27 protein-coding genes are annotated in these 26,851 nt (G+C 67.2%); 14 read left to right on the top strand and 13 right to left on the bottom strand.

Annotated features, from left to right (window positions below; all coding sequences use genetic code 11):
* Window positions 1-73 precede the first annotated feature (73 nt).
* On the top strand, window positions 74-1,342 hold the full coding sequence (locus AC4D2W_RS15800; RefSeq protein WP_490927859.1) for a multidrug effflux MFS transporter: 1,269 nt from the start codon (window positions 74-76) through the stop codon (window positions 1,340-1,342).
* Window positions 1,343-1,438: 96 nt separating this feature from the next.
* On the opposite strand, the gene AC4D2W_RS15795 is transcribed toward AC4D2W_RS15800, so the two are convergent.
* Window positions 1,439-1,975, bottom strand: coding sequence for a hypothetical protein (locus AC4D2W_RS15795; RefSeq protein ID WP_490927858.1), 537 nt, complete (start codon window positions 1,973-1,975; stop codon window positions 1,439-1,441).
* A 757-nt stretch (window positions 1,976-2,732) separates the two neighbouring features.
* Here AC4D2W_RS15795 and AC4D2W_RS15790 point away from each other — a divergent pair.
* Window positions 2,733-3,686 (top strand): lantibiotic dehydratase C-terminal domain-containing protein, encoded by a 954-nt coding sequence (locus tag AC4D2W_RS15790; protein ID WP_490927857.1) that lies wholly within the window; start codon window positions 2,733-2,735, stop codon window positions 3,684-3,686.
* Window positions 3,687-4,134: 448 nt separating this feature from the next.
* On the opposite strand, the gene AC4D2W_RS15785 is transcribed toward AC4D2W_RS15790, so the two are convergent.
* The 3 genes from AC4D2W_RS15785 to pstS form a co-directional block, all read right to left on the bottom strand.
* Window positions 4,135-5,259: an AI-2E family transporter gene (locus AC4D2W_RS15785; protein ID WP_490927856.1), complete on the bottom strand. Its 1,125-nt coding sequence runs from the start codon at window positions 5,257-5,259 to the stop codon at window positions 4,135-4,137.
* 156 nt (window positions 5,260-5,415) lie between these two features.
* Window positions 5,416-5,616: a hypothetical protein gene (locus tag AC4D2W_RS15780; protein ID WP_400930387.1), complete on the bottom strand. Its 201-nt coding sequence runs from the start codon at window positions 5,614-5,616 to the stop codon at window positions 5,416-5,418.
* A 101-nt stretch (window positions 5,617-5,717) separates the two neighbouring features.
* Entirely contained in the window at window positions 5,718-6,833 is a 1,116-nt protein-coding gene (gene pstS, locus AC4D2W_RS15775) for a phosphate ABC transporter substrate-binding protein PstS (RefSeq protein WP_490927855.1), read from the bottom strand.
* A gap of 183 nt (window positions 6,834-7,016) precedes the next feature.
* Here pstS and AC4D2W_RS15770 point away from each other — a divergent pair, with 183 nt between their 5' ends.
* Window positions 7,017-7,400 (top strand): DUF1304 domain-containing protein, encoded by a 384-nt coding sequence (locus AC4D2W_RS15770; RefSeq protein WP_490927854.1) that lies wholly within the window; start codon window positions 7,017-7,019, stop codon window positions 7,398-7,400.
* A gap of 9 nt (window positions 7,401-7,409) precedes the next feature.
* Here AC4D2W_RS15770 and AC4D2W_RS15765 read toward each other — a convergent pair whose 3' ends face one another.
* From AC4D2W_RS15765 to AC4D2W_RS15740, 6 genes are all read right to left on the bottom strand, one after another.
* Complete coding sequence (locus tag AC4D2W_RS15765) at window positions 7,410-8,327, bottom strand: DNA-3-methyladenine glycosylase family protein (protein ID WP_490927853.1); 918 nt, start codon at window positions 8,325-8,327, stop codon at window positions 7,410-7,412.
* Complete coding sequence (locus AC4D2W_RS15760; protein WP_490927852.1) at window positions 8,324-9,013, bottom strand: alpha-ketoglutarate-dependent dioxygenase AlkB family protein; 690 nt, start codon at window positions 9,011-9,013, stop codon at window positions 8,324-8,326. Before AC4D2W_RS15760 ends, AC4D2W_RS15765 begins: the two co-directional genes overlap by 4 nt.
* Window positions 9,010-9,663 carry a methylated-DNA--[protein]-cysteine S-methyltransferase gene (locus AC4D2W_RS15755; protein ID WP_490927851.1) on the bottom strand — a complete coding sequence of 218 codons (654 nt, stop codon included), beginning with the start codon at window positions 9,661-9,663 and terminating at the stop codon, window positions 9,010-9,012. Before AC4D2W_RS15755 ends, AC4D2W_RS15760 begins: the two co-directional genes overlap by 4 nt.
* A complete protein-coding gene (locus AC4D2W_RS15750) occupies window positions 9,660-10,163 on the bottom strand; it encodes an RNA polymerase sigma factor (protein WP_490927850.1) in 504 nt (167 codons plus the stop codon). The genes AC4D2W_RS15755 and AC4D2W_RS15750 overlap by 4 nt, the downstream gene beginning before the upstream one ends.
* 67 nt (window positions 10,164-10,230) lie before the next feature.
* Window positions 10,231-10,770 (bottom strand): methylated-DNA--[protein]-cysteine S-methyltransferase, encoded by a 540-nt coding sequence (locus AC4D2W_RS15745; protein WP_490927849.1) that lies wholly within the window; start codon window positions 10,768-10,770, stop codon window positions 10,231-10,233.
* Window positions 10,771-10,791: 21 nt separating this feature from the next.
* Window positions 10,792-12,291, bottom strand: a complete 1,500-nt coding sequence (locus tag AC4D2W_RS15740; RefSeq protein ID WP_490927848.1) for a SulP family inorganic anion transporter — start codon at window positions 12,289-12,291, stop codon at window positions 10,792-10,794.
* A 277-nt stretch (window positions 12,292-12,568) separates the two neighbouring features.
* Between AC4D2W_RS15740 and AC4D2W_RS15735 the strand changes: the two genes are divergently transcribed.
* Window positions 12,569-14,122: a long-chain-fatty-acid--CoA ligase gene (locus AC4D2W_RS15735; RefSeq protein WP_490927847.1), complete on the top strand. Its 1,554-nt coding sequence runs from the start codon at window positions 12,569-12,571 to the stop codon at window positions 14,120-14,122.
* 40 nt (window positions 14,123-14,162) lie between these two features.
* Here the strand turns inward: AC4D2W_RS15735 and AC4D2W_RS15730 are convergent, their stop codons facing one another.
* Window positions 14,163-15,176 carry an EamA family transporter gene (locus AC4D2W_RS15730; protein ID WP_490927846.1) on the bottom strand — a complete coding sequence of 338 codons (1,014 nt, stop codon included), beginning with the start codon at window positions 15,174-15,176 and terminating at the stop codon, window positions 14,163-14,165.
* Window positions 15,177-15,283: 107 nt separating this feature from the next.
* On the opposite strand from AC4D2W_RS15730, the gene AC4D2W_RS15725 reads away from it, so the two are divergent.
* From AC4D2W_RS15725 to AC4D2W_RS15715, 3 genes are all read left to right on the top strand, one after another.
* Window positions 15,284-15,844: a CGNR zinc finger domain-containing protein gene (locus AC4D2W_RS15725; protein ID WP_490927845.1), complete on the top strand. Its 561-nt coding sequence runs from the start codon at window positions 15,284-15,286 to the stop codon at window positions 15,842-15,844.
* A gap of 485 nt (window positions 15,845-16,329) precedes the next feature.
* Window positions 16,330-16,770, top strand: coding sequence for a hypothetical protein (locus AC4D2W_RS15720; protein ID WP_490927844.1), 441 nt, complete (start codon window positions 16,330-16,332; stop codon window positions 16,768-16,770).
* A 177-nt stretch (window positions 16,771-16,947) separates the two neighbouring features.
* Window positions 16,948-17,730, top strand: a complete 783-nt coding sequence (locus AC4D2W_RS15715; RefSeq protein ID WP_490927843.1) for a sigma-70 family RNA polymerase sigma factor — start codon at window positions 16,948-16,950, stop codon at window positions 17,728-17,730.
* Here AC4D2W_RS15715 and AC4D2W_RS15710 read toward each other — a convergent pair.
* Window positions 17,727-18,674 (bottom strand): glycosyltransferase family 9 protein, encoded by a 948-nt coding sequence (locus tag AC4D2W_RS15710; RefSeq protein ID WP_490927842.1) that lies wholly within the window; start codon window positions 18,672-18,674, stop codon window positions 17,727-17,729. The two genes, AC4D2W_RS15715 and AC4D2W_RS15710, sit on opposite strands and share 4 nt — an antisense overlap.
* Window positions 18,675-18,808: 134 nt before the next feature.
* On the opposite strand from AC4D2W_RS15710, the gene AC4D2W_RS15705 reads away from it, so the two are divergent.
* Genes AC4D2W_RS15705 through AC4D2W_RS15675 form a run of 7 tightly spaced genes read left to right on the top strand, consistent with a single transcriptional unit; the run spans window position 18,809 to window position 25,532 of the window.
* A complete protein-coding gene (locus AC4D2W_RS15705; RefSeq protein WP_490927841.1) occupies window positions 18,809-19,363 on the top strand; it encodes a D-glycero-alpha-D-manno-heptose-1,7-bisphosphate 7-phosphatase in 555 nt (184 codons plus the stop codon).
* A complete protein-coding gene (locus tag AC4D2W_RS15700; protein WP_490927840.1) occupies window positions 19,360-20,421 on the top strand; it encodes a glycosyltransferase family 9 protein in 1,062 nt (353 codons plus the stop codon). The genes AC4D2W_RS15705 and AC4D2W_RS15700 overlap by 4 nt, the downstream gene beginning before the upstream one ends.
* Window positions 20,418-21,485, top strand: coding sequence for a glycosyltransferase (locus AC4D2W_RS15695; RefSeq protein WP_490927839.1), 1,068 nt, complete (start codon window positions 20,418-20,420; stop codon window positions 21,483-21,485). Before AC4D2W_RS15700 ends, AC4D2W_RS15695 begins: the two co-directional genes overlap by 4 nt.
* Window positions 21,482-22,747, top strand: a complete 1,266-nt coding sequence (locus tag AC4D2W_RS15690; protein ID WP_490927838.1) for a glycosyltransferase — start codon at window positions 21,482-21,484, stop codon at window positions 22,745-22,747. Before AC4D2W_RS15695 ends, AC4D2W_RS15690 begins: the two co-directional genes overlap by 4 nt.
* A complete protein-coding gene (locus AC4D2W_RS15685; RefSeq protein WP_490927837.1) occupies window positions 22,744-23,421 on the top strand; it encodes a D-sedoheptulose-7-phosphate isomerase in 678 nt (225 codons plus the stop codon). The genes AC4D2W_RS15690 and AC4D2W_RS15685 overlap by 4 nt, the downstream gene beginning before the upstream one ends.
* The gene (locus AC4D2W_RS15680; RefSeq protein ID WP_490927836.1) at window positions 23,418-24,779 is read left to right on the top strand and encodes a PfkB family carbohydrate kinase; all 1,362 of its coding nucleotides are present in this window, start codon (window positions 23,418-23,420) and stop codon (window positions 24,777-24,779) included. The genes AC4D2W_RS15685 and AC4D2W_RS15680 overlap by 4 nt, the downstream gene beginning before the upstream one ends.
* A gap of 51 nt (window positions 24,780-24,830) precedes the next feature.
* Window positions 24,831-25,532, top strand: coding sequence for an SDR family oxidoreductase (locus tag AC4D2W_RS15675; RefSeq protein WP_490927835.1), 702 nt, complete (start codon window positions 24,831-24,833; stop codon window positions 25,530-25,532).
* A gap of 19 nt (window positions 25,533-25,551) precedes the next feature.
* Here AC4D2W_RS15675 and AC4D2W_RS15670 read toward each other — a convergent pair whose 3' ends face one another.
* Window positions 25,552-26,718: a glycosyltransferase family 9 protein gene (locus tag AC4D2W_RS15670; protein WP_490927834.1), complete on the bottom strand. Its 1,167-nt coding sequence runs from the start codon at window positions 26,716-26,718 to the stop codon at window positions 25,552-25,554.
* Window positions 26,719-26,851: the final 133 nt, after the last annotated feature.

The following is a 26,851-nucleotide window of genomic DNA, read 5'->3' as shown; positions in this document are numbered from 1 at the left end:
TCCCATATATTGACATATATATGTTGTCATAACTATAATCGGTGGAATCCTGGCCGCACCTCAGAAAGTCGTCATGCCCGATTCCACCGTTACCCCGCCCTCGCTCGTGCGCCGCACCAGCGGACAACTCATTCTTCTCCTGGCCCTGCTGACCGCCCTGGGCCCCCTCTCCATTGACCTTTACCTGCCCGCTTTCCCGGGCATGGCCGGGGATTTGAACACCACTGCCGCCGGTGTCCAGCTGACCATGACCACGTTCCTGGTGGGCCTCGGCCTGGGCCAGCTGTTCATCGGCCCGCTGTCGGACGGAATGGGCCGGCGCAAGCCCCTGCTGGTGGGCACCTTCGTCTGCGCCGCGGCCAGCGCTGCCTGCGCCCTCGCCCCCACTGCGGAAATTCTCGCCTCGGCCCGCTTCCTGCAGGGTCTTGGCGGAGCGGCGGGCGTCGTCCTGGCCCGCGCCATGGTCGCCGACACGTCGCGCGGTGCTGCCGCAGCCAAGCTGCTGGGCGTACTGACCATCATCTGCGTCATCGCACCCGTGATCGCCCCCTTGGCAGGCGGGGCCATCATCGCCGCCGCCGGGTGGCGCGCCGTGTTCTGGATTTTGGCCGTACTGATCTTGATCCTCTTCGTATGGGGAGTCTTCGGAGCCAAGGAAACCCTCGCGGATGAAGACCGCAACCGCGGCGGGATCAAGACCACGCTGCACGTGGCCGCAGTGGTCCTTAGCAACCGGAACTACACCGGTTACCTGCTGACCTTCTGCTTCGCCTTCGCGGGACTGTTTGCCTACATCTCGGCTTCCCCGTTCGTCATCCAGAACATCATGGGCCTCTCGGAGACGCGGTTCTCCCTGATTTTCGCAATGAACGCCCTGTGCATCACGATTGTCAGCGTTGTTGCCGCCGCACTGGCCGGCAAGGTTTCCTACCGCCGAATGATCGCCATTGGCCTGGCGGTGGCCGTGCTGGCCGCAGCCGGCCTGCTGACCTTCGCACTTTCCGGAACACCGATGGTCCCGATGCTGATCCTGTTCGCAGTGTTCCAGGGATCTCTGGGGTTCATTTTCGGCAACGCCACCGCACTGGCTCTTGAGGAAGCCGGGCACCACGCCGGAACCGGGTCCGCATTCCTGGGCTGCCTGCAGTATGTGCTCGCAGCGGCCGTAGCACCGGTTGTGGGCCTGGGCGGCGAGGACACAGCGGTGCCGATGGGCGTTGCAATGGTTGTCTTTGCCGTTCTCGCCGCCGTCTCTTACGCAACACTGACGCGAAAGACCGCCACGGCACCCGCCGCCGGGTCCGAACTGCGGACCAAGGACGCCCAACAGTCCGTCGCCTAGGCGATTACAATCCGGTTTAACACTCCCCCGTTGCCGGAAGCCGAGCCGCTTTCGGCAACGGAGGACGGCAGGAATCTCCAGGGGAAGTCCGGCGGCTTAAAGGGAGAATGCCGGTTTGACACACAGGGTGCACCGGCACAGCAGCGACTCCTGCCCGCCGATGTACCCGTCCGCTGCTTGCTCCCCCGTGAAGCTTGTTGATTCAAACAGAAGGTCCAGGAACTCCAGGATCGTTCCTTTGTCGGCACCAAAACGGCACCCGGTGAGGACGGGCGGCAAGGCATGCAGCCGCTCGATGTCCGGATCATCCGCACCGACTCCCAGATCAGCAGCCAGGACCCTCATCAGCATTTCCTCCGCCGCCGGGCTCATGGTTCGGCGCTTGGAAATCCTGTCGATCCTGACGCCACTGGACTGGGGTGTCCCCCATGTATCCAGATTCGCGCGGAGAATGAACTCCAGCGCAACCAGATCCACTTCGTGCAGGGCGGGCCCGTTTGTCCACGCCACGTCGATTGTGGCGACGTCGTAGACCTCCAGCGGAGCTGTCCGGAAGTCGACTCCGGTGAAAGCGCCCGCCAGATGCTCACTCAGCCTCTCGGATACTTCCGTTGGCCAGAAATGATCTTTCATCTTTCCTTCCCTGCCCCGTGCCGACCGCGGGGAACAGGTGTTGCATTGCCCGGGGCAGTCTGATCCGCCCGGGTTTGGTATTTGTCGCTGCCGGAAACCTATTGGAGACTAGGGCTAATCGGCACCCACGCGCCAGAGTGTTGAACGATTTTGTCCAAAAATTCTTACTCCCCTTGCGCTGTCGCGGGTTGGCGGGGCTGGACGCGGGGACATTGTGGAGGTAAGCGTGAACCTTCTGCGGCCGACAGAAATGGACGCCCCTGCCCTGGGGGCCCGGATGCGCGCAAAGGTGTGTCAGCAGCCCCCATACCCGATATTTCATCAGGTGCAACTAGTTACTCCGTTAACGAAAGGTTTTCCCAAAATCTCTGGTGGACGCGGCGTGGCGACTGGAAGGATATGAGCCTGACGGCATCACTTCCCCAGTCAGCCGGCAGGACAGGTCAGTACACGCAAGACGGTTAGTGAACACAGATGGATTCCGCACCTTCAGTCTCCGACCCCGCAGGACAGCCAGGCAACGGACCCCAGCCATTTGGGGCGAGCTCGCTGGACTGCCCCCCGGGTCGGAGAACCCCAACACCACCAAGAGGCCATATCACCATGCCGCCCTCCACTCCGCCAGCTCTCTTCTCGAAGAGTTCCTCCCGGAAGGACATGTCCCGCCGGGCCGCGGGAAAAAGGCGTGCAGAACGGCAATAACTTCGCTAGGGCCGGAGCGACATCTCCGGTACGACACCAACGGGAGGCATCTCCAATGAGCCAGTTAGCGCAACTCCAGCAAACCAAGCCGCTGACCAACGGTGCCGAGTGGTGGTCTTTGACCATCCAGCCCACGGGCAAGGATGTTTGTGACGCGATCATAGGCGACGTGGTCACACCTTTGGCCGCCCAGGCGCGTTCCTGGGGAGCACAGCGCTGGTTCCATACGCGCTGCATGGACCCGGTCCATCCCTTCATCCAGGTGCGCATCCTTGGTGCCCCGCGGGTTCTGGACCGCTTGCAGTCCCTGATGCGAGCTCTGGTTGACCAGGCTGTGCCCCATTTGGGTGAATTGCAGACCTCGGAATATCGGGAGGAACCGATTCCCACCCGCTGGGAGTCGGGGCCGGTCTCCCCCCGAGCAGAGTCGGACCTCGCAAAGTATGGCGGTGCGGATGGACTGGCGCTGGCGGAGGAGGTTTTTGAGCTGTCATCGGACCTGGCAGCCTGGGCCACGTCCCGCTTCCCGAAGGCAAACAGCCGCTCGTCCCTGGCGGCGCTGCTCCTGTTCGATGCCAGCTACGCAATGATGCGCGGACCGCGTTCCCCGGTCTGGGCGGACCGCCGGGCCATCTCGTGGGACTACTACTGGGACAGCCATCTGCGCAGCTGCACGGCGGCCTCTGGCCCCCAGGCCGCCCACATGCGCAATGCCCTGACCTCACAGCTTGCACCCCGGATCCTGCCGGCCCACCGGCTCATGGCCGCCACCGCGTCAGAGCCGGCAGTGGACAACTGGCGCAAGCGCTGGTCCCGGGCCATCGACACCTACCTGTACCGGGCGGACAAAGTCAGGGCCAGCCGCAGTGCGCAGCAGCTTACCGTGTACCAAAGCCGGCTCATGCTGAACCGGCTCGGCATCTCGGTCCGCGATGAGGCGGGCCTGGGACTGTATGCCCGGTCCTGGAGCAAGGAGCGGGAAGCTGATTTCCTGAGGATGGCTCCGTAGCTTCTCGGATCCGTAGCTGCTCGGATCCGTGCTGTCGGGCACCTTGCCAGCGGCACCCTGCCGAGGCGGCATTCAGAGTCCTCACAGGTCGATTGGTAATACTAATAGGGCAGCAACGCGAGGGGCGCTTCCGGAAGTGAGACCACCGGGGGCGCCCCGCCCTTTTAATCCCTGCTTACCCTTTGCCGCCCGCCCGGGCCGCGGTTTTCCCTTCCGGAAGCGGTTTGGCACAATATTTGGTGGTGAGCCCGCGCGTGCCCGGAGGCCGCGCAGCAGCAGATCGGTATCTGAAAGGCATCTGAAGCGTGCATTACCCCTGCACCTGCATTTACCGTTCCCATCCGGAAACTGGACGCATGGAAGTCGAAGTCTTTGACCCCTTCTGTCCCCGGCGCGTCCACCGCATCTCCGGCTCAACCAAGTACGAGCCGAATTACACTTTCCGCCGCTAGGAATCCGCCGGCGCAGGTCCGTGATGTATCTGCGGTTCGGGACCCTCCAGCTCATCCGTTCCCGCGGCTTCAGGAACCTCCCCGGAAACCGCGGCATTGGCCGTGGACAGCGACTGGTCCCGCAGATACCGCAGCACCACAATGGCGACGGCGGTGGCAGGCACCGCCAGGAACGCCCCCACAATACCGAAGAGCGTGCTGCCCACGGTCACGGATCCCAGTACGACGGCGGGATGCAGCTTCAGCGTTTTACCCACCAGCAGGGGCTGCAGGATGTTCGACTCAAGCTGCTGGACCACCAGGACAACGCCCAGAACCAGCAGCGCCGTCACCCAGCCGTGGGCCACGAGGGCAACCAGGGTGGCCAGAACTCCGGTGGCAACAGCACCCACAATGGGAATGAAGCTGGCAAAGAAGATCAGCACCATCAGGGCCGGTGCCAGCGGAATATCCAGCACCCACAGCCCCAGCCCAATGAAAACAGCGTCCGCCAGGGCTACTGTGGCCTGCGCGAGGATGTAGGCGGAGAGCGTCTGCCACGCTTCTTCGGACACCCGCACGGCGTGGACAAAGGCACGGTTATTGGTCCACCGGCTGGCCCAGGGGAGGAACTTGTCTCCGTCCTTGAGGCAGAAGAACGTGAAAACCAGGGTCAGCAGGAACACCACGGTGACGGATGAAACCGTACCCAAACCGGCCGTGACGCCTGAGACAATGTCGCTGCTGTGTTCCCGGAGCTGGGCCAGCCCGGCATCCAGCAGTTCGGTGAAATCGATCTCCTGGACGGCAAACGGCAGGTCAGCCACAAAGTTGCTGAGCTCCTGCATGTTCTCTCCGGCCATCCGGACAAGTTCCTTGGAACCGGAGGAGATCGAGGGCACCACCGCCATGGCTACTGCGGCGATGGCCGCCAGCAGCCCCAGCAGGGAAAGCAAAGCGGCCAGGGCCTTGGGCAGTACCGCCCGCAGCACCCGGTTCAGCGGCCACAGGATGGAGGAGAGAAGCAGCGCCAGCAATCCGGGGAGGGCTATTGACCACAGGGAACGGATGCCGAACCAGATCACCACGAGACCTGCGAGGATGATCAACCCCCGGGCAACCCACACGGATGACGCCGCCATGCCCCTGGCGAAGGTGCCCCGCGGCTTCAGGCGGCCGTCCGCACGGGACCCCGGGGCCGAGGATTCTTCTGATGGCGTATGCCGTTGCGGGGAAACTGGAGAAGCTGGGGAATCGGTCCTGGTCACCCTTTCATTTTGCCCCAGCCGGCGGCAGAACTATTCCGCGAACTCCGGCTGGGCTTCAATGAACACCCAGTCCCGCTCCTCAAGGAGCGGTTCGATCACCGGACCTCCGGCTTCGGCGATGCGGTCCTGGATCTTTCCCGGGATACCCTCGTCGCGAAGGTTCTCGCGCAGCCATGACTTGGCCGAGCCGTCTAGATACGGCCACCAGCGCTCTATCTGAATCGGTTGCATTGCGGCCCCCTTTAGATTGCGGTGAATCAACGGTGCCACCGCTGCCCGGGCCGCGCAAGAGGGCTCCGTTAGCGCCGGCCCGTGCCGCCGTCGTCCCGCCGTCAGGGCAGCGTGGTGATGCTTTCAATGGCGTCGCGGGCCTCATCTGCCAGAGATGCCGGCAGCGGTGCGCTCTTGGCCGCGTCCTCCGACGCTGCCTGCCCCTCGTCGCTGACAACATACTCGCCGAAGGCCTTTACCAGCTCCACGGTCTCTGAATCTTCATAGCCGCTGCAATAGATCTGATAGGACACGAGGACCAGTGGATAGGCGCCGGGGGCGGTGGTGGTGCGGTCCAGCTGGAGGGCAATGTCATGCGGTCCGCGGTTCGGAACCCGCTTCGCCTGCTCGACGGCGATCGCAGCGCCGTCCGCACTGATCGGCACGTACTCGCCGCCAACCCGCAGGTTCACGGTGCCCATCGAGTCATCTATGACTGAATCATCGGCGTAGGTCACAGCACCCTCGGTGCGGGTCACCGTGCTGACCACACCGGCATTGCCCTGGGCATTTTCACCGCTCAGGTTCCCGGGCCAGGTCCCTGACGGGCTGTCCGGCCACGCCTGGGGAGCGGCCTCGTGCAGGTATTCGGTGAAGTTCTCGGTGGTGCCGGAGTCATCGGCCCGGCTGACCGGCGTGACGCGGATATCCGGAAGGGTAACCCCGGGGTTCTGTTCGGCGATTGCCGGATCGCTCCACTTCTCGATGTCCCCGCGGAAGATCGCGGCGATGGTGGGGGCATCCAGGTTGAGGGAGTCGATGCCCGGCAGGTTGAATGCCACCGCTATCGGGGAAATGTAGGCCGGAATGTCCATGGCGCCGTTGGGCCCGCAGACTTCCCGGGCTTGGCCCAGTTCCTCTTCCTGGAGATAGGCATCCGAACCGGCGAAGTCCACCGCGCCGGCCAGCAGCGCGTTGCGTCCGGCGCCTGAACCATCCGGGGAGTACTGCACCTGGACCTTCGGATTGATGGTGCCGAAGCCGGCCATCCAGGCGTCCATGGCGGGGCCCTGGGCACTGGATCCGGAGCCGGAGAGAATACCCGACAGCGTGGACGTGCTGTTTTCCGCTGCCTCGCGCTGTTCATCTCCCAGGGGGTAGTCCGAACCGCAGGCGGACAGCGCCAGGACGGCGGCGGCTGCCGCGGCAAGGGGACGGACGGAACGGGGTATGGGCACTGAGGCTGTCCTTCCGGGGACTGTGGCAGAGGCTGACGGCGCGGCCGGGATGCTCACGGAAAGAACACCGGGCACCCCTTCAAGGCTAGCGGCCATTCCCGCTCCCCCGCCAACCGAAAGGCCTCCCGGGCCTTGGCCGCGCTCAACAGGGGTGGAAGGATTGATGGCCAAGGAGGCGTCACCGTGCTCATTACCGCTGCAGTTTTTGCCGTGATTGCCGCGGCTGTCCATCTGTACATTTTTGTTCTGGAATCCCTGCGCTGGACGGTTCCGGCGACCATGAGGGTTTTTCGGATTTCCAGCCCGCAGGAGGCGGCCTACACCCAGGCACTGGCGTACAACCAGGGATTCTACAATCTGTTTTTGGCAGTCGGGGCGCTGCTGGGGATTGTCCTGCTTGGTGCCGGCAGCAGGGTGGCGGGGCTGACCCTGATGAGTTTCACGTCAGCGTCGATGGTCCTGGCCGCGCTGGTGCTGATCCTGAGCAACCGGAAAATGATCCGTCCCGCCCTTGTTCAGGGCGGCCCGGCCGTCCTCTGCCTGCTCTTTACCCTGCTCGCAGCCTGACGGCCGCGGCTACCGTCCGGATCCGTAGGCTGCGGCCGTCCACAGGTGGAACAGTGCGTAGGCCCGCCAGGGCCGCCACGGCTCGGACAGGGCGGCTGCAGCACGTCCGGTTCCAACGCCCAGCGCCCGCTTAAGCACGAGGTCATCCGCCGGATAGGCGTCCCGGTCGCCAAAAACCCGGACCGCCAGGTAATCAGCCGTCCACGGGCCGATTCCGGGAAGCGCCAGCAGGGCCGCACGGGTGGCAACCGGGTCGGACCCGGCACCGAGCACCAGCCCTGAGGCGGATGCTTCCGCCAGCGCGGCTACGGTCCTCGCCCGCGAATGCGTGAGTCCAATTGCCGCCTGCAGATCTTCCGCCGGCACGGCGGCCAGCTGTTCGGGGAAGGGAAAGGCTCGAAGCCCGTCCCGTTCCGGGCCGCCGAAGGCTGCCGCGAGCCGGGCGCCGAAGGTACGCGCGGCGGCGAGGGAAACCTGTTGGCCCAGCACCGTGTGAACGGCGGTTTCGAAGCCGTTGACGGATCCCGGCACGCGCAGTCCCGGTGCGGCCGCCACCAGCGGTGCCAGCAGGTCAAAGCCGGAGAGGAATCCGTCGATGACGGCGGGGTCCGCGCCCAGGTCCAGCCAGCGCCGCACCAGGACCAACACGGCAGCCTCCTCCTGTGCCAGCACCTCGGCCGGAGTTTCCGGGGCCAGGGAAAGCTCCACCTCTACGGCGCCCGGACGGCCGAAGCGGACGCGGACCCGGGCCGGTCCGGACGGTGCCGGCACCAGGCGCTCAACCTCCGCGCCGCCGTCGTCGTCGTATTCCGCCCGCTCCAGGCCGGGCACTGCATGGGCGGCAAGCGCCCGGAACAACGGTTGCCAGGCGAACGGTTCAGTGCAGGCCAGTTTGTGCCGAAGGGTCCGGGCCGGCGGGAGGATCACGGGGTCATTCCGGTCATGCGCAGGGTGATGTTGATCCGTCCCTGCGCCAGCCCCGAGTCGGGATCGGCCGTGCCCGGCAGGGTCTTGGGCACGCCGTGGTAGGCGAAGCGCGAGGGCCCGCCAAAGACAAACAGGTCTCCGGAGCTGAGCTCAATATCGGTGTAGGGCTTGGTCCGCGTGGAAGTATTCCCGAAGCGGAATATGCAGGTGTCGCCAATGCTGAGGGACACCACGGGGGCACTGGACTTCTCCTCTTTGTCCTGGTGCATGCCCATGTGGGCGCCGTGGGCGTAGTAATTGATCAGTGCGGTGTCCGGGGTGTAGTCCTCGGGCTTCCAGAGGTCCGGTGCGTATCCGGGTTCGCCCGGGCGTCCGTAGGCCTCGGTCAGGGCGCGCCGTCCCAGGGAGATCAGCCACTGGGGCACCTCGGCCACCCGGCCGCCGCCGGCGTCGTCGGCGGTGCGGGTGTATTTGTACGGCTGCCAGTGCCAGCCCAGGCACACGGTCTGCACGGACATGGGATGTCCGCCGGGGAGGACCGCGGCCCGCATGGGCACCGGCCCGATGGCCCACTGCCGGCAGGCCTGAACTATCTCGCGCTGCGCCGCCGGATCCAGCCAGCCGGGAACATGGACGGCGCCGGCGGCCAGCTCTGCCCGGTTGGGCGGGAACAGTGCGCCGCTCATGCCGCAGCCTCCAGATTCAGCAGCAGCCGTTTGGCGTCCGGTCCCCCGCGGTAGTTGCCTGTGGTCCCGTCCGAGCGCACCACCCGGTGACAGGGCACGACGACGGGCAGCGGGTTCAGCGCACAGGCTGTTCCGACGGCGCGGACCGCACCGGGATTTCCGGTCAGGGCCGCCAGCGCCGAGTAGCTGGCGGTGGATCCATAGCCAATGTCCGGGAGGTGCTCGACGACGGCGCGGCGGAAGCCGGCGGTCAGCCGCAGGTCCAGGGACAGGTCAAAGCGGCGGCGGGTTCCGGCAAAGTACTCCCCGATCTGATCCGCGGCGTCACGGAGCCGCTCGGGTGCCTTGAGGATGCGCGGGCTGATGCGTGCGGCAAGGGCGGCCAGCACCGTGTCGTGGTCCTCGCAGGCGAAGGACACCCGCACCAATCCGGCGTCGGTTGCCGCCAGGAGCAGTTCCCCCACCGGGGTATCAATGACCGTGTAGGCCACGTCCAGCACGCCGGTCTCCTCAGCGGCGGTGACCAGTCTTCCGTGCAGCCGCTCCAGGACAGCGGCTTCGGCGGCGTTCCCGCCGGTCTGCGGGCGCAGCTCCGGCGGCAGACCGTTCGGTGTTTCCTTCAGCGGCAGTTTTTCCGGCGGTGTCATCATGATTCCTCCAAGTTCAGGCTGCGCAGTTTCTTCATGCCGTCCGCTGCGGACCGGCGGCACGCCGCCTCGGTGCCGCCCAGCACCACGGCAACTTCCGCATAGGACAGCCCGGCCAGGTGGTGATAGGCAAGCGCCTCCCGCTGCCTGCGCGGCAGGGTCTTCAGTGCAGCCCAGAGCGGATCATAATCATTGGCCTCGCCGGGGACCGGATAGCCGGTGCTGCGCCCCTCGCGGCCATTGCTGCCCGCGGGCGGCGGCAGATCGGAAACCGGAACCGGACGCCGGGCGGCGGCACGGTGCAGGTCAATGGCCTTGTGCTTGGCAATGGTCACCAGCCAGGCCTGGATGTTGGCGCCCGGCGCCAAGTCCGGGTAGGCGCACAGCGCCGCCAGGAACGTCTCTGACCAGGCGTCCTCCGCATCCTGCGGCCCCAGCACGGCGCGGCAGACCCGCAGCACGGCCGGCCCGTGTTCAACGACAACGGCTTCGAACGGTTTCACTTCCACACCCGGTAAACGATCTCGGAGCAGCTTTTGTGAGCCTGCTCCCGCTGACGGTCCCATGGTCTCAGAAGAGTGTGTCCTGGACCCGCCGCGGATCCTCCAGCCCCAGCAGGTGCTGCTTGCGCTGCAGCCCGCCCGCATAGCCGGTGAGGGCGCCGGCAGCTCCCACCACGCGGTGACACGGAATGATGATCGAGACGGGGTTCCGGGCATTCGCTGCACCCACGGCCTGGGCCAGGTTCTTATCCCCGAGCTGCCGGGCCAGGTCCCCGTAGGTGCGGGTTTCTCCGTAGGGGATTTCCAGCAGCAGTGCCCAGACCCGCTGCCGGAACGGGTTGCCCGCCGGGGCCAGCGGCAGGGTGAAGTCCCGGCGCTCGCCTCCGAAGTATTCGCCGAGCTGTTCCCGGGTCCGGGCCAGGACGACGGCGTCGGCGACGGCGCCGTCACCGGCGGCGTCGTCGTTGTCCGAAACCGGCGGGCCGAGCGTTTCAGGTGCCGGGCCGCGTTTGTGGTTTTCCATGTAGACCGCGGTGAGGGCACCGCCGTCGGCCACCAGGGTCAGGGGCCCGATGGGCGAAGCGATCACACAATGGACGGCAGTCATGAGCCGAGCGTAGCGGCTTTATCAGCCCAGCCGGCCGCTGAGCCGGGAACGGATGGCATCGGAGGAATCATCCAGGCCGGTGATCCGGACCGTTTTGCCGCGGCTGCGGTACTTCTCGGTGATGGCATCCAGTGCGGCCACTGTGGAGGCGTCCCAGACGTGTGAGGCGCTCAGATCGATCAGCACCTGGTCCGGATCCAGGGCGTAGTCGAACTGGGTGTAGAGGTCATTGGAGGAGGCGAAGAACAGCTCGCCCTGCACCGTGTAGGTGACCGCACCGCCGTCGCCGTTCAGGGTGCGGTGCACGGTGACGAAGTGCGCCACCCGGCGGGCAAAAAGCACCATGGCCGTGAGCACTCCTGCTCCGACGCCGATCGCCAGGTTGTGCGTGAACACCGTGGCGAGGACGGTGATGACCATGACGGCGGTCTCCGACTTCGGCATGCGCTTCAGGGTGGAGGGACGGATGCTGTGCCAGTCGAACGCGGCCCAGGCCACGAAGATCATCACGGACACGAGCGCCGCCATGGGAATCAGCGCCACCACATCTCCCAGGACCACCACCAGGATGAGGAGGAAAACCCCGGCCAGGAATGTGGAAATCCGGGTGCGGGCACCGGAGGCCTTCACGTTCATCATGGTCTGCCCCACCACGGCGCAGCCGCCCATGCCGCCGAAGAATCCGGTCACAATATTCGCTATGCCCTGCCCTGCCGCCTCGCGGGGCTTGGAGGAGCGGGTATCGGTGATGTCATCCACGAGTTTGGCGGTGAGCAGTGATTCCAGCAGGCCCACAAAGGCCATGGCGAGCGCGTACGGGGCGATGATCCGCAGTGTCTCCAGGGTCAGCGGAATGTCCGGGAAGAGCAGGGCCGGCAGACTGTCGGGCAGCTCCCCCTTGTCTCCCACGGTCGGCAGGTCCCAGCCGGCGACGACGGCGGCCACCGTCAGGACGGCGATCGCCGCCAGCGGCGCGGGCACCGCCGTCGTCAGCCGGGGCAGGCCGAACACGATAACCAGCCCGACGGCGACAATCGGGTAGACCAGCCAGGGCACGCCAATGAGTTCGGGCAGCTGGGAGGAAAACACCAGGATGGCCAGCGCATTCACGAAGCCCACCATCACCGACCGGGGAATGAAGCGCATCAGCTTGGCCACACCGGCCAGCGCGAGCAGGATCTGGATCACGCCGGCCAGGATCACGGTGGGCACCAGGTAGCGGACGCCGTGGTTGGCCACCACCGGTGCAATCACCAGCGCGACGGCGCCGGTGGCGGCGGAAATCATGGCGGGGCGGCCGCCCACAAAAGCGATGGTGACTGCCATGGTGAAGGAAGCGAAAAGTCCCATCCGCGGATCCACGCCGGCGATGACCGAGAAGGCGATGGCCTCGGGGATCAGGGCAAGCGCCACGACAAGCCCGGCCAGCACTTCCGTTTTGAGCAGCCGCGGAGATTTCAGGGTGGCCAGCACCGACTGCCGGGTGACAGGAGTGCGGGCGGGCGCCTCTGAAGAGGGCATGGGGGTTCCTTTGAAGGCTGAGGAGATCGGTTGGAATTGGGGTTGGGGCGGCGGGAATGCACACCGCGCCCAGGACCAGATTACCGCCGGATTGCTGCGGTCCTACGCGGGGCCGGCAGCGTTCGCCAAGAAAAACACCGTTTGCCCGTCCATCTGCGCCCCGGTGGCCCTAGACTGCTCCATACCGAGCGGTATGGAATGGGGAGTACCGGCTCGGCGGGCCCTCTGGGGGTCCATAACCGCTTGGACGCTGAACGCCAGATCAAAGGAGATCTTCATGCAAAACCTCGCCGGCATTCTCACCGACACCGCGGCCCGGATTCCGGACCGGCCGGTCCTGCTGCTCGATGAGGCCACTGTCTCTTACGCAGCCCTGGACGCCATGAGCGCCAAGGTGGCGGGCGTCCTCGCCGCGCGCGGCATCGAGCCCGGTGACCGCGTCGCCCTGATCATGCCCAACATTCCGCAGATGGCCTTTGTCTACTACGGCGTGCTGCGGTACGGAGCCGTGGTGGTTCCCCTGAATCCGCTGCTCAAGGCCCGCGAAGTGGCCTATCACCTGCAGGATTCCGGCGCCCGGCTGGTCTTCGCCTGGGAAGGGATCCTGGCTGAGGCCCTGGAGGGGGCGGAGCAGGCCGGCGGCGTTGAAGTTATCCCGGTGAATGCGGGGTCGTTCCTTCAGCTGCTGGCAGAGACGGATCCGGTTTCCGAAGTGCGTGAGGTGGACGGGGAGGACACCGCCGTCATCCTTTACACCTCCGGCACCACCGGGCGGCCCAAGGGGGCCGCGCTGACCCACAACAACCTGGTCACCAACGCCGAAATTTCCCGCAATCTGCTGCACACGGTGGAATCGGATGTGATTTTTGGCGGCCTGCCGTTTTTCCATGTGTTCGGGCAGACGTCCGCACTGAACTCAGCGGTCATGGCCGGTGCCTCGATCAGCCTGCTCCCGCGGTTTGACGCCGGCAAGGCCCTGGAAATCATTGAACGCGACGGCGTGACCATCTTTGAGGGCGTTCCCACCATGTACGTGGGCATGCTGCGCCATCCCCGCCTGGCGGACACCGATGTCTCGTCACTGCGCGGAGCCATCACCGGCGGATCGGCCATGCCGCTGGAGGTGCTGCATGAATTTGAGCGTGTTTTCGGCACCCAGCTGCTGGAGGGGTACGGCCTGTCCGAAACCTCACCCGTGGTTTCCTTCAACCTGCCGGGACCGGACCGCATGGCCGGCTCCATCGGCAAGGCGGTGGAGGGCATGCACGTGCGCGTGGTGGATCCCGACGGCGGAGACCTTCCCGTGGGTGAGGTGGGCGAACTCGCCGTGCAGGGCACCGGTGTCATGAAGGAGTACTGGAACAATCCGGAAGCTACGCAGGCGGCCATTCCCGACGGCTGGTTCCGCACCGGGGATCTGGGCCGGCTCGACGACGCCGGAAACATCTACATTGTGGACCGCAAGAAGGATGTCATTCTGCGCGGCGGTTACAACGTCTATCCCCGTGAGGTGGAGGAAATCCTGTACGAGCATCCCGCCGTGGCCGAGGCCGCAGTGATCGGCATCCCCGACGAACTGCACGGCGAGGAAATCGTGGCCGTGGTGGGCTTGAAGGAGGATGTCCGGGTGGCCGACGACGTCGCCCGCGAGGCGCTGCTGGGGGACATCCGCAGTTTCGCGAAGGACCGGCTGGCAGCCTACAAGTATCCGCGGCGGGTGGTGCTGACCGATGCCCTGCCCAAGGGTCCCACCGGAAAGATCCTCAAGCGGGAAATCAGGGTGGATACCCCGGCCAGCCAGGGCGAACCTCAGGTCGAACCCCAGGCGTAGCGGCCGGGCCCGCCGCAGCAGAGGCTGCGGCGGGCCCGTCTCACGCGTAGGGATCGGGCTCTTCAAGGGCCTCGCCGGGCAGGCCGGCCGCCCGGTCCGAGCGCACCAGCACCACCCCCAGGACAATGAGCGCCCCGCCGATGAGCTGTACCGTGGCGGGAAGTTCCGCCAGGAACAGCCAAGCCCACAGGACGGCGAAGAGCACCTCGGTGAGGGAGACAAAAGACGCGACCCGCGAACCGAGACTGCGCGCCGCCACAATGCCCGTGACGTAGGCCAGCACGGTGGAGAGCAGGACCAGCCCGGCGAGCGGCACCCACCACGGCGTCACCTGGCCGGCCAGCACCACGTTGGCGGTGCTGAAGCCTGTGGGGAGAATGCCGGCTGCCCCGAGCAGCACCATGGTGGCGGCTCCTACGATCATTCCGCCGGTGGCGAGCACCAGGGGCGGCAGCGAGTCGTTCTGCTTGGCCGTGATGAAGAAGTAGATTGCGAGGCAAACGGCCGCCGCCAGACCCCACAGGACGCCCACCGGATCAATGCGCACGGCGCCGCCGATATCCAGGACGAGCACCAGGCCTGCGATCGCGGCCAGGGCGCCTCCGATGGTCTTCAGGCCCGGCCGACGGCGGGTGGCCGCCCAAATCCACAGCACCATCAGTACCGGTGCAAGGAATTCCAGCAGCAGCGCCACCCCTACGGACAACCGTTCCACTGCGTTGAAGTAGAAAAACTGGCACCCGGCAACCCCGATGAATCCAAAGGCCAGGATGGTCTTCCAGTTCTCCCGGACCTGGTACCAGCGCCCGTGCAGCACCACCAGGGCGGGAATGAGCAGCACCAGTGCTGCTCCGCCCATCCGTACGGCCACGGCGCTGGTAGACGTCCAGCCCGTCTCCAGCAGCGACTTGGCGAAGGACCCGGAGAGTCCGAACACTGCCGATGAAAGCAGGGCCACCGCTATGCCGGCGCTGCCGCCCGGGCTGCCGCCCGGGTTGCCGCGGATGCCCGCGGTGTCGGCCCCGGCTGCCCGCTTATGCTCTACGCGTTTCATGGTCCCTCCAGGAACAAAGATTAGACGTCCCGCGGGACAGGTCAGGACCATTCTGCCTCTTAGACCATTACACTGGGAAGACCTCTTCGAAAATGTCAGGATTCATAATGGTTTTAGGACATGACACCGCAGACTCCCTGGGAACTGTGGCGGCGCTCATCAACACCGGCGTGGCCGGACCGGACAAACTCCTCACCCTGGAAGACCTGGATGACTTCCTGGCTCAGGAGCGCTTCAGTGGTTCCCGCACCCGCACGGCAGCAGAACTGCGGGCCGTCCGGCACCTGCGCACCGTGCTGCGCCGGCTCTGGACGGCCGACGCAGAAGAGCTGGCGGCGGGCGTCAACCAGCTGCTGCGAAACTCCCGCGCCCTCCCGCAGGTGGTCCGCCATGACGAGTGGGGATGGCACCTGCACTGCACCTCCCCGGCCGCACCGCTGGAAGAAAGGATGGCCACGGAGGCTGCCATGGCCCTGGCGGACATCCTGCGCGGCGGCGAAATGAACAGGCTCGGGACATGTTCCGCCCCGGACTGCTCCGCCGTGATCCTGGACCTGACCCGGAACCGTTCCAAGCGTTACTGCGACACCGGGAACTGCGGCAACCGGGAACATGTCCGGTCCTACCGCAGCCGCCGGGCGTCGATTGGGGCCCCGCACACCAAGTAGTCCGCGCACCCGGCAGTAAGGGGTCTTGTTACTTGAAACACGTGTAGCTAGGTGAGGACACCAATGCGGGTCCCGGCCTTGTGCCGGGATGGCTCTTGGCGGGTGCGGCCAGGAGGCGCAGGGACCCGGTGCCGCCGACTCATCACAGTCCACCGCAGAGTCCTCGGCGAACCCCGAGACTTCCGGGCCTGGCTCGGTTCGGACGCGGCTCCACCGGTCCGGATCCACTGGCTCGGCACCAGCGGACGCACCGCCAGTATCACGGTCCGCGTTCCGGCAGAGCAGGTCCAGCCCCTGACCGATGCCGTGGCCGAACAGCAGCCCGCCGGGGCAGTGAAGGTCATTGTGGAGGAGTCCAGCGGCCCGGCAACCCCTCTGGGCACAAACGGGTCTTAATCCAGTAAAGGCCGGTCACCAGCCGGGACCGTCTCCCTAGACTGGAGGGCGTCAAGCAACGGCACCACGGCTTTCCCTAGGACCCGTTCATGGATCAGAAGCTGCACCACCTGCTGCACTCCCTCCCCTCCCGGACCGCCTGGATCATCATGGGCAGCTGCGCCGCATTCTGGCTCGTCTGCTTTACCGGAGTCCTGACTCCGCCGGTGTCTGCCCCGCCGAACCTGGCGCTGTTCTGGTTCTACGCCATGCTCATGCTCGCCCTGGCTTCCGCGATGGCAGCGATAGGTGCCGCAGCCGTTCTCCTGGTACGGCAGCAGCAGATCCCGGCGCCCGTGGGCGCGCAGCAGGCTCCCGCAGAGTCCGACGACGCCGGGCAGGACCAAGACGCGGAGCAGGACCAATTGGCCGGCCTCGGCCGGATGCTGGATGGTCCGGACGGCCTTCTGGCAGCTGACAGCACCGAGCGGCCGGTTCCACCTCAGAAGATTCCGAAAGCTCCGAAGCGGCCTCCGCGCAAGCGGCGCTAACGGCTAAGGGAAGCACGGAGCTTCGGACCAAAAACGCACCCATACCTTCTTCTCCGCCGAGAGGTAAAGCCCTCTGTGCAGAGACCGGGACAATTCCCTTGATAACTAAGGGGGCTTCTGGTTTCCTGAGGTAGCGGTCCAGCAGAGGGCCTCGTCGCCACTGCGAAGAGCTGCCCCATGACGCCTCCCGAGTCCGCTTCCCTCACCCATTTCACCCGCGCCCGGCATGCCCGCGGGGACCTGCAGCAGGCGCTGCACAATGAACTGGTCCTTAGACACCGCGAGCTTGCGGACAGTGTGGCCGGTTCCTACGCCGGCCACGGCCGGGACCGCGGAGATCTGCGGCAGGTGGCTTACATTGGGCTCATCAAGGCCGTCAAACGTTTTGACCCCGCCGTCGGCCGGCATTTCCCGGCCTTTGCCATTCCGACGATCCACGGGGAGATCAAGCGTTACCTGCGGGACCAGTCCTGGATGGTGCGGCCCCCGCGGGAGGTGCAGGACCTGCGCACCACCATTGCCAAGGTTTATCCTCTGCTCACCCAGCAGCTGGTTCGTGAACCCTCCCTGGCGGAGCTGGCGCTGGAACTGGGCTGCGAGGAGAAAACCGTGTCAGAAGCCCTGAACTGCCAGAGCAGCCTGCAGCCGGACTCCCTGGATGCCCCCTTTGAAGGCGGATATGTAGCGGATGTCTACGGACACATCGACACCCGGCTGGAGCGTGCGGAAAACCTGGCAATGCTGGCCCTGGCCATCCGGAAACTGACGGATCGGGACAAAGACCTGCTGTTTCGCCGCTACTTCCATGAGGAGCCTCAGCAGGTGATTGCCGACCGGCTGGGCATGACGCAGATGCAGGTCTCACGCCGGCTTGCCCGGATACTGGTGACCCTCCAGCAGGAAATCCTTGGCCCAACGGAGGCCGCCGCCCCGCTCTCCGCCGAGGCCGCCAGCGCCTAGAGCAGCTCCAGCTTCGCGGCGGCGGCCAGCACGTCCTGGACCGAGACCGCCAGCAGGGCAGGGTCCGGCTCCACGGCAAAGGTGTCCCCCACCCGCTGCGACTCGTCAGTCAGGGCAATGTGCGGCCCCTTGGGCGGGCCCCACTCGGCCACCGGCGCCGGGCCGAAAATCACCACGGAGGGCCGTGAGTACGCCGAGGCCAGATGCGCGGCGCCGGTATCGGCGGAGATGACCAGCGCAGCGCCGGCCACGGCGGCCGCAAACGCGTCCAGCCCCAGCTTCCCCGCCGCTACGGCGGCCTCCGGCAGCCCTGCGCATTCAGCCACGGCAAGTGCCCGGGGCCGTTCGCCGGCGCTGCCGGTGAACACCACCTCATGCCCGGCGCGGTGCAGTTCCGCCGCCACGGCGGCAAAGCGCTCCACAGGCCAGAGCCGGCTTCCGTAGGCCGCCCCGACATGGATGACGACGGCGCCCGGGGCCGGGCTGGCGGTGCGCGGCGGCAGCAGGAGGTAATCCAGCGGATCCGCCGGGATGCCGTGCCAGTCCATGAGCTCGGACCACCGCTCACGTTCATGGATGCCGTGACGCCAGACCGGTCCGGGCAGCCCGGGACCCGAGTGTCCGAGCAGGACGCGCGGCGCCAGCGCCTGCAGCCGGCCCGTGCTTTCCGGGCCGCTGCCGTGCAGGTTCACTGCCACGTCAATCCGGCCGGGCTCCAGCGGTATGGGGACATCGAGCCCGTGCAGCGGAAGAAGATCGTCAACGCTGCCCACCAGTTCCACTACCGGACGCAGCCATTCCTGTGCCGCGTAGCTGATGCGGTGCTCCGGAAATGCCCGGCGCAACGCCCGCAAAGCCGGCACGGCCACCAAAAGATCCCCCAGTTTCAAGGCTCGCAGCACCAGCAACTCCGGCTGGCCCGTCCTCGCACTGCTGCTGCCCATGCCCGCTCCTTCATCCGCTCCGCGTCCGCGGCCGCGGAGCAGTGAAGCACATCCTGCCAGAATTCCCGCCGCCGGCTAAGCACCGGGACGAGCCGGAGAAGATGTGGCAGCAAACCTGTTTAGGAGCGGTGCGGATGGGGAACAAGCTCCTTATGGAACATCAGGAGTCAGACAGGCCGCGGGCGGTGCTCTTCGACCGGGACGGAACACTGGTGCGCGACGTCCCCTACAACGGCAACCCTGACTTGGTGGTCCCCTTTCCCCGCGCGGCGGCAGTGCTGCGGACACTTCGCCGGCAGGGAATCCGCACGGGCGTGGTCAGCAACCAGTCCGGGATAGCCCGCGGACTGCTCACACCCGCCCAGGTGGCCGCCGTCAACGCCCGCGTAGAGGAACTGCTGGGCCCGTTCGATGTCTGGGAAATCTGTCCGCACGGTCCTCAGGACGGCTGCAGCTGCCGCAAACCCGAGCCGGGAATGATCCGCAGCGCCTGCGAGCGCCTGGGGTTGCAGCCGCGCGACGTGGCCATGATCGGAGACATCGGCGCGGACGTAGAAGCAGCCGAAGCCGCCGGTGCACGCGCGGTCCTGGTTCCAACCGCCGTCACCCGGGTTGAGGAAACCGCCGCCGCCAGGTGCGTTGCCCCTGATCTTGCCGCCGCCGTCGGCATCCTGCTGGGGACCCCGTGACGCGCCGCGTCCTGGTGGCCCGCCTGGACAGTGCGGGAGATGTCCTGCTGACCGGCCCCGCCGTCCGTGCCGTGGCTGCTGCCGGCAATACCCGCGTCACCTTGCTGTGCGGACCGCAGGGTGCCGATGCCGGCGCCCTGCTGCCCGGGGTGAACTCAGTGCTGACGTGGGCCAGTCCCTGGATTGTCGATCCCGCGCCTGCCGCAACTGCAGCCGCCGTCGCCGCCCTGGAAGCGGACATCCGTCATGAGCAGATCGACGAAGCGGTCATCCTGACCTCCTTCCACCAGTCACCGCTGCCGCTGGCGCTGGTGCTGCGGCTCGCCGGCGTTGCCCGGATCACCGGTGCCTCCGTGGACTACGCCGGGTCCCTGCTGGACGTCCGGCTCAAACCCGGCGAAGACTTCCCGGAAGACCAGCCGGAAGCCGAGCGGGCCCTGCAGATCGCCGCAGCAGCGGGCTATCGGCTCCCGCCGGACGACGACGGACGCCTGCGCCTGTCCGGCACCGCCGACGTCCGGGATCTGGTGGGTTCCGGACCATACATTGTGGTCCATCCCGGCGCCGCGGTTCCGGCGCGGGCCTGGCCGGCCCTGCACCACGCAGCTGCCGTGGAGCTGCTGACCGCCGCCGGACACCGGGTCATCGTCACCGGCGGACCCGGGGAAACCCGCCTGACCGCCACCGTGGCGGGGGTCGCCGGCCTGGACTTGGGCGGACGCACCGATCTTCGCACCCTGGCCGGTGTGCTGGCCGGCGCGTCGGCCGCCGTCGTCGGCAATACCGGCCCGGCCCACCTGGCCGCTGCCGTGGGCACGCCCGTCGTCAGCCTGTTCGCTCCCGTGGTGCCGGCGGTGCGCTGGGCGCCGTACCGGGTGCCGCTGGAGCTGCTGGGCGACCAGAACGCACCCTGCCGGCTCAGCCGTGCCCGCATCTGTCCGGTACCGGGCCACCCCTGTCTTTCCGGCGTAACGCCGGAGCAGGTGGTGGAGGCAGTGCACCGTCTCACCACCGGAGTGAGATCCCTGGGAACACGCAGAGAAACGAGGACTGTATGAGGATCCTGCTGTGGCATGTGCACGGCGGCTGGATGGAAGCCTTCATCCGGGGCGGACATGAGTACATCCTCCCGGCAACGGCGGAGGGTGGAGCCTGGGGGCTGGGACGGGGCGGACGGGACTGGCCGGACACAGCCGTTGAATGCGCGCCGGAGAACCTGCGGGACCAAGAGATCGATGCGGTGGTGCTGCAGCGCCCCGAGGAGATCGCCGCCTGCGAACGCCTGCTGGGCCGCCGGCCCGGAGTGGACCTGCCGGCCGTGTATCTGGAGCACAACACGCCCAAGGACAGCGTTCCCTCCGCCGTCCACCCGCTGGCCGGCCAGAGCAACATCCCCGTCATCCACGTGACGCACTTCAACAATCTCTTCTGGGACAGCGGCAGGGCCCCCGCGCGGGTGATCGAGCACGGCATTCCGGACCCCGGTTACCGGTACACCGGCGTCCGGGAGCACCTGGGCGTGGTCATCAACGAGCCGGTGCGCCGGTGGCGGGTGACCGGCACGGACCTGCTGCCGCAGTTTGCCCGCGCGGCCCGTCTTGAGGTGTTTGGCATGGGCACGGAAGGGCTTCCCGCCGCCACCGGCCTGGGCCCGGATGAACTGACCGTCCGAGGAGACCTGCCCACCGGGGAACTGCATACGCAGCTGGCCGGGTGCAGGGCGTACGTCCATCCCATGCGCTGGACCTCCCTGGGGCTTTCCCTGCTGGAAGCGATGCAGCTGGGGCTTCCGGTGCTGGCGGTGGCCACCACCGAAGCCGCACGGGCCGTGCCGCCGGAGGCCGGAACCGTCTCCGCAAATGTTCAGGAACTGGTGCGAGCAGCAGCGCGCCTCATCCGTGATCCCGACGAAGCACGGCAGCGGGGCTTGGCTGCCCGCAGCTTTGCCCTGCACCGTTACGGCCTGGACGCCTTCCTGGCGGCCTGGGACAACACGCTGTCGGACATCACCACGCGGACCGGCGGGCGGCTCCCCGTTTTCGAGGACCCGGCCGTCGCCGCGGAACTGCCGGTGGCACGGCCTACGGAACTGTCAGGTGCTGTTGGAGGGGGCAAGCAGTGAAAATTTCAATGGTGTCCGAACATGCCAGTCCGCTGGCGGCGCTGGGCGGTGTGGATGCCGGCGGGCAGAACGTGCACGTAGCGGCGCTGTCCGTGGCGCTCGCCCGCCGCGGGCACTCCGTACGCATCTACACCCGCCGGGATGATCCGGCGCTGCCGGCCGTGGTGCCGGTAGGGCCGGGCCTGGACGTGGTGCATGTGGATGCCGGACCTGCACGCGTGCTGCCCAAGGACCATCTGCTGCCCTACATGAGTGAACTCGCGGACGGGATCTCCGCTGACTGGGGCTCCGCTCCCCCGGACGTGGTGCACGGGCACTTCTGGATGTCCGGGGTGGCGGCACTGGATGCCGCACGCCGCTTCGATACCCAGGGTTATCCGGTTCCGGTGCTGCAAACCTTTCATGCCCTCGGCACGGTGAAGAAACGGCACCAGGGCACCGAGGACACCAGCCCGCCGGAGCGCACCTGGCTGGAACCATCGGTGGGGCGCAACGCGGACCGGATCATCGCCACCTGCTCAGACGAGGTCTTTGAACTCAAGGCCCTGGGCATCCCGGGGCATCGAATTTCCGTTGCCCCCTGCGGGGTGGACCTGGACCTGTTCGGCTCCGCCGGGCCGGCTGAGCCGCGCAGCAGACGGTGGCGGATAGCCGCCGTCGGCCGGCTGGTGCCGCGCAAGGGCATTGACCTGGCGGTCCAGGCGCTGGCACTGCTGGCAGAACGCGGAATCGACGACGTCGAACTCCTGATCGTCGGCGGGGCCTCCGACTCCGCCGGGCTGGCCTCCGATCCGGAAGCCCGGCGCCTGCTGGCGCTGGCCCGCGACCTGGGCGTCGGGGACCGGGTCCTGCTGCGGGGGCAGGTCCCGCGCGAGGAAATGCCCGCCGTGCTGCGCAGCGCCGACGCCGTGGTGTGCACGCCCTGGTACGAACCGTTCGGCATTGTTCCGCTGGAGGCCATGGCCTGCGGGGTTCCGGTGGTGGCCTCGGCCGTGGGCGGACTCATCGACACGGTGGTGCACGGCAAAACGGGGCTTCACGTGCCGCCGAAAGATCCGGAGGCGCTGGCTCAAGCGCTGGCGGAACTGCTTCAAAACCCCGGATATGCCACCCGTCTGGGCACCGCGGGCCGGCAGCGGGCGAGGGCACGCTATTCCTGGGACCGGGTGGCCGCTGACACCGAAAAGGCCTACCAGAGCGCCGTGAGCCAGACGGCCGCCGCCGATCAGGTCAGCCTGCAGCCGCTGGGAGGAGCATTGTGAACGCTGAAACCACCACAGCCGCCGGTGCCGGACTAGCCGGGACCCTGGGTACGGATACCCGGCCGGCCCTGACCGCACCCCACACCGCTGCCCACCGGGCAGTGCTGCAGCACTTCACTGATCTGGGACCGGCGGTGGCTTCCGTCCAGGCACAGGCCCGGCAGCTCACCGCGTGGGGAGTGGAGCTGGCCGGCCGGCTCCTGGCCGGACACCGGCTGCTTGCCGCCGGCAACGGCGGGTCCGCGGCGGAGGCGCAGCACCTGACCGCGGAGCTGGTGGGCCGGTTCGACGGCGACCGGCGCCCGTTCTCGGCCATCGCCCTGCACGCGGACACCTCGGCCGTCACGGCCATTGCCAATGATTACGGGTTCGATCAGCTCTTTGCCCGGCAGGTGCTGGGTCACGGACGCCGCGGCGATGTCCTGGTACTGCTGTCCACCAGCGGACAAAGCCCCAATCTGCTGGCCGCCGCCGCTGCTGCCCGCAGCCTCGGCCTCAGGACCTGGGCCCTGACCGGGCGCGGGCCCAATCCGCTGAGCATCGCCTGTGATGAGGCGGTGTGCATCGACGCGCGCTCGGCCAACGCCCAGGAAGCCCATCTGATTGCCGTCCACGCGCTCTGCCGCGCCTTCGACGCGGAAGTGCTGCGCCGCAGCGGAGAGGAACAGTCATGAAAATTGTGGTGGTGGGCGACGTCCTGCTGGACACCGACATCACGGGCAGCGCGCAGCGGCTCTCCCCTGACGCCCCCGTGCCCGTGGTGGAGGTGGAGACGGTTCGACGGCGTGCCGGCGGCGCCGGGCTGGTGGCCCGGATGCTGCAGCGCGACGGCCACGAGGTACAGCTGGTTACGGTCCTGTCCAGTGACGGCGCCGCAGGGGAACTGCGTGCTGCGCTCGCAGGCATTGCGCTGACCGCCGGGCCCTCAGGCGTTCCCACCCCGGTAAAAACCCGGATCCGTGCCGGGGCGCAGGCGGTGGTGCGCTTTGACGAGGGCTGCGCCCCGCCCGAGGTGCCGGAGGTGACCGAGGAGATGCTCTCTGCAGTCGCCGCGGCGGAAACAGTCATTGTGGCGGACTACGGCCGCGGACTGACCGGAAACCGTCGGCTGCGGACCGTGCTGGAAGGGCTGGCCGGACGGATTCCCGTGGTCTGGGATCCGCATCCCGCCGGGGCGGAACCGGTGCCCGGCGTCGCTGCGGTGACCCCCAATCTTCCCGAGGCGCTGCGCGGCGCAGGCGTCACCGGCGGCGGCGTTTCCGCGGCCCTGCGGGCTGCCGAACGGCTGCTCGAGCGGTGGCAAAGCCGCTCCGTCGTGGTGACCCTCGGCGCCCTGGGCGCACTGGTCCTGCCGCGGTCCGGGCTGCCCCAGGTGATCCCGGCGCCGCAGGTGTCCGCCTCGGACACCTGCGGGGCCGGCGACCGGTTCGCCGCCACACTGGCTCTTGGCCTGCACCGGGGCCACCCGCTGGAATCCGCTGCCGAGAAAGCCGTTCTGGCCGCAGCGGGTTTCCTGGCCGGGGGCGGTGTTGCCTCCCTGCACCGGGACAAAGAGCCCGCCCGGCTGCACAGCGAAAGCCTCGACGCGCTGCACGCCGCGCAGCAGGTCCGCGAGCGCGGCGGAACGGTGGTGGCCACCGGAGGTTGTTTCGACCTGCTCCACGCCGGCCATGCCAGGACCCTCGCGGCGGCACGCCGGCTCGGTGACTGCCTCATTGTGGTGTTGAACTCGGACAGCTCCGTCCGGCGGCTCAAAGGCAAGCAGCGGCCGATCATCGGTCAGGAGGACCGCACCGAACTGCTGCTGTCTTTGGGCTGCGTGGACGGCGTGCTGGTCTTTGACGAGGACACTCCCGAAGCGGTGTTGGAGCGGCTGCGTCCGGACATCTGGGTCAAGGGCGGGGACTACCGCGAGGATCAGCTTCCCGAAGCCGGCCTGGTCAGGACCTGGGGCGGAGAAACCGTAACCGTTCCCTATCATCCGGCCCGTTCCACCACGGCCCTTGCCGCTGCCTTGGCCCAGGTGGGCTGAGCGAAAATCCATCCGCTAAGAATCCGGAAACCCTTCTGAAAGGAAACAAGCATGTCGTTGAATCTCTCCAATCCCGGACGGGTGCTGATCACCGGCGGAGGCTCCGGCCTGGGCGCCGCGGTGGTGCGCGCAGTTACTGAAGCCGGCGGAACCGCCGTCGTGCTGGACCGCGACATCAGCGGCGTTACCGAAGCAAAAGCCTTTGAAGTGGATGTGGCGGACCGCGCGGCCGTGGAAGCCGCAGTGCGGGAAGCGGCGGATTCCCTGGGCGGGCTGGACGCAGTGGTGACGGCTGCCGGGATCGACCGCTGCGGGCGGCTCGAAGACGTGGCCGCAGAGGAATGGGAAAAAGTCATTGGCGTGAACCTGCTGGGCACCGTGTCCGTGGTTCGCGCCGCGCTGCCCTACCTCCTTGAGAGCCATGGCCGTGCCGTCACCGTGGCGTCGAGCCTGGGGATTAAGGCGGTTTCCGACGCCACCGCCTACTGCGCCTCGAAGTTTGGGGTGGTGGGCTTCAGCCGGGCGCTGGCGGCCGAAACCCGCGGCCGGTTGGGGGTGACCACCATGATTCCCTCCGGCATGAAGACAAGCTTCTTCGATGACCGCACGGAACAGTACAAACCCCGGGACGATTCCCGGCTTAATGATCCGCTGCGCGTGGCTGAGGCCATTCTTTTTGCCCTGCACCAGCCCAAGGGGTGCGAGGTACGGGAAATGGTCATCTGCCACGAGGAGGAGGACTCCTGGCCCTGACAGTAGCCGGCGGGCCGCCCTACGCGGGCGGGGCGGCCCGCAGCTCGGCCACGTCCGCATACACCGCTGCGGGATCCACCGAGGCGACAAAGGAATCGTCGTGCTCGCAGCGGTCGGCAGTCCAGCCAACCTGAGTGACATCCACTGAGCACACGGGGCAGCGGGACACCCAGGCCATGTGGATCCGGTGGCGGGTGCGGCCCATGGCCCCGGCATTGATCACGTTGCCAAACCAGTAAATCCCCACCGTGGGTGTTCCCACCGCCTGCGCCAGGTGCCGCGGACCGCTGTCATTGCCCACCATCACGCTGCTTGCCTTCAGCAGCGCCGCCAGGGTGCCGATTTCCAGTTCACCCGCCACGGAGCCAATATCGGCATTGTGCCCGGCTGCATCGAGGGCCTGGGCAAGGATCCGGTCGCCCAGAATCCGGTCGCCGTCGTCTCCCACCACCAGCACCCGGCACCCGTCTGCTGCGGCCCGCGCCGCGACGTCTGCAAAGGCCGACGCCGGCCAGCGGCGCCGCGGATCCGTGGCACCGGGGTGCAGGGTTATCAGGTCCCGGCCGGGCGCCAGATAGGCGGCGGCCTTTTCTTCTTCCTCGGGCAGGACCTGCAGCTGCGGTTCCAGCGACACCGGAACGGCGCCCGCCAGACCCGCCACCTCCAGGAAGCGGAGCACTTCGTGCTGGTAATAGACATAGGGAATGGTGCGTTCCAGGTGCACCGCATCCGGTGTCCTGGTTCCTACCGTGTGCTCGGCGCCCAGCTTGAGCAGGAACGGGTTGGAGTTGCGGCCCCCGCCGTGCAGCTGCACGGCCAAATTGAAGTTCCGCGCCCCCATCTCTGCGCGGAACTGTTCCAAGGCAGCCGTATCCTCGGGACCCGGGTGGATCCCCGGCGCCGAAGGCAGCACTTCGACGCGCTGCACCGGTCCGGGACGGCCGTCCAGCAGCGCCGCGTGCAGCGGAGTTCCCAGCAGGGTGATTTCTGCTTCCGGGTAGGCCGCGGCGAGGGCGTCCAGGGCAGGCATGGCAAACATGAGGTCCCCGAGACCGCCGCCGCGCAGCACCGCAATCCGCTCCACTCCGGCAAACGGTTCCAGGACCGGGCCCACCCCGCGGCGCAGCGGCTCAGCCTGCGGCTTCCCGAACGCTGATCCGTCCTGCTCCGCCAATCCGTGCACCATGTGCCCTCCGCAGTCTCTTGCTCCCGGTCCTTTTCTGGGCTTCACCCTAGGGCCTGCACCCACTGAACCCAAGCCTCGGGACGCACCTCAAAACTCCCGGTGCAAACCTGTGTAAAGCGCCGCCCAAACGGGT

It is taken from the genome of Arthrobacter sp. TJ-58, from assembly GCF_058269295.1.
This window is presented reverse-complemented; position numbering and strand designations above follow the sequence as displayed.

Coding starts and splice junctions, on each gene's coding strand:
- AC4D2W_RS15715 (WP_490927843.1), top strand. CDS start 16,948: ATGACGCCTCCCGAGTCCGCTTCCCTCACCCATTTCACCCGCGCCCGG.
- AC4D2W_RS15680 (WP_490927836.1), top strand. CDS start 23,418: ATGAAAATTGTGGTGGTGGGCGACGTCCTGCTGGACACCGACATCACG.
- AC4D2W_RS15740 (WP_490927848.1), bottom strand. CDS start 12,291: ATGCCCTCTTCAGAGGCGCCCGCCCGCACTCCTGTCACCCGGCAGTCG.
- AC4D2W_RS15800 (WP_490927859.1), top strand. CDS start 74: ATGCCCGATTCCACCGTTACCCCGCCCTCGCTCGTGCGCCGCACCAGC.
- AC4D2W_RS15720 (WP_490927844.1), top strand. CDS start 16,330: ATGGATCAGAAGCTGCACCACCTGCTGCACTCCCTCCCCTCCCGGACC.
- AC4D2W_RS15745 (WP_490927849.1), bottom strand. CDS start 10,770: ATGACTGCCGTCCATTGTGTGATCGCTTCGCCCATCGGGCCCCTGACC.
- AC4D2W_RS15695 (WP_490927839.1), top strand. CDS start 20,418: ATGAGGATCCTGCTGTGGCATGTGCACGGCGGCTGGATGGAAGCCTTC.
- AC4D2W_RS15760 (WP_490927852.1), bottom strand. CDS start 9,013: ATGAGCGGCGCACTGTTCCCGCCCAACCGGGCAGAGCTGGCCGCCGGC.
- AC4D2W_RS15785 (WP_490927856.1), bottom strand. CDS start 5,259: ATGGCGGCGTCATCCGTGTGGGTTGCCCGGGGGTTGATCATCCTCGCA.
- AC4D2W_RS15725 (WP_490927845.1), top strand. CDS start 15,284: ATGGTTTTAGGACATGACACCGCAGACTCCCTGGGAACTGTGGCGGCG.
- AC4D2W_RS15675 (WP_490927835.1), top strand. CDS start 24,831: ATGTCGTTGAATCTCTCCAATCCCGGACGGGTGCTGATCACCGGCGGA.
- AC4D2W_RS15705 (WP_490927841.1), top strand. CDS start 18,809: ATGGGGAACAAGCTCCTTATGGAACATCAGGAGTCAGACAGGCCGCGG.
- AC4D2W_RS15730 (WP_490927846.1), bottom strand. CDS start 15,176: ATGAAACGCGTAGAGCATAAGCGGGCAGCCGGGGCCGACACCGCGGGC.
- AC4D2W_RS15670 (WP_490927834.1), bottom strand. CDS start 26,718: ATGGTGCACGGATTGGCGGAGCAGGACGGATCAGCGTTCGGGAAGCCG.
- AC4D2W_RS15710 (WP_490927842.1), bottom strand. CDS start 18,674: ATGGGCAGCAGCAGTGCGAGGACGGGCCAGCCGGAGTTGCTGGTGCTG.
- AC4D2W_RS15795 (WP_490927858.1), bottom strand. CDS start 1,975: ATGAAAGATCATTTCTGGCCAACGGAAGTATCCGAGAGGCTGAGTGAG.
- AC4D2W_RS15780 (WP_400930387.1), bottom strand. CDS start 5,616: ATGCAACCGATTCAGATAGAGCGCTGGTGGCCGTATCTAGACGGCTCG.
- AC4D2W_RS15755 (WP_490927851.1), bottom strand. CDS start 9,663: ATGATGACACCGCCGGAAAAACTGCCGCTGAAGGAAACACCGAACGGT.
- AC4D2W_RS15735 (WP_490927847.1), top strand. CDS start 12,569: ATGCAAAACCTCGCCGGCATTCTCACCGACACCGCGGCCCGGATTCCG.
- AC4D2W_RS15790 (WP_490927857.1), top strand. CDS start 2,733: ATGAGCCAGTTAGCGCAACTCCAGCAAACCAAGCCGCTGACCAACGGT.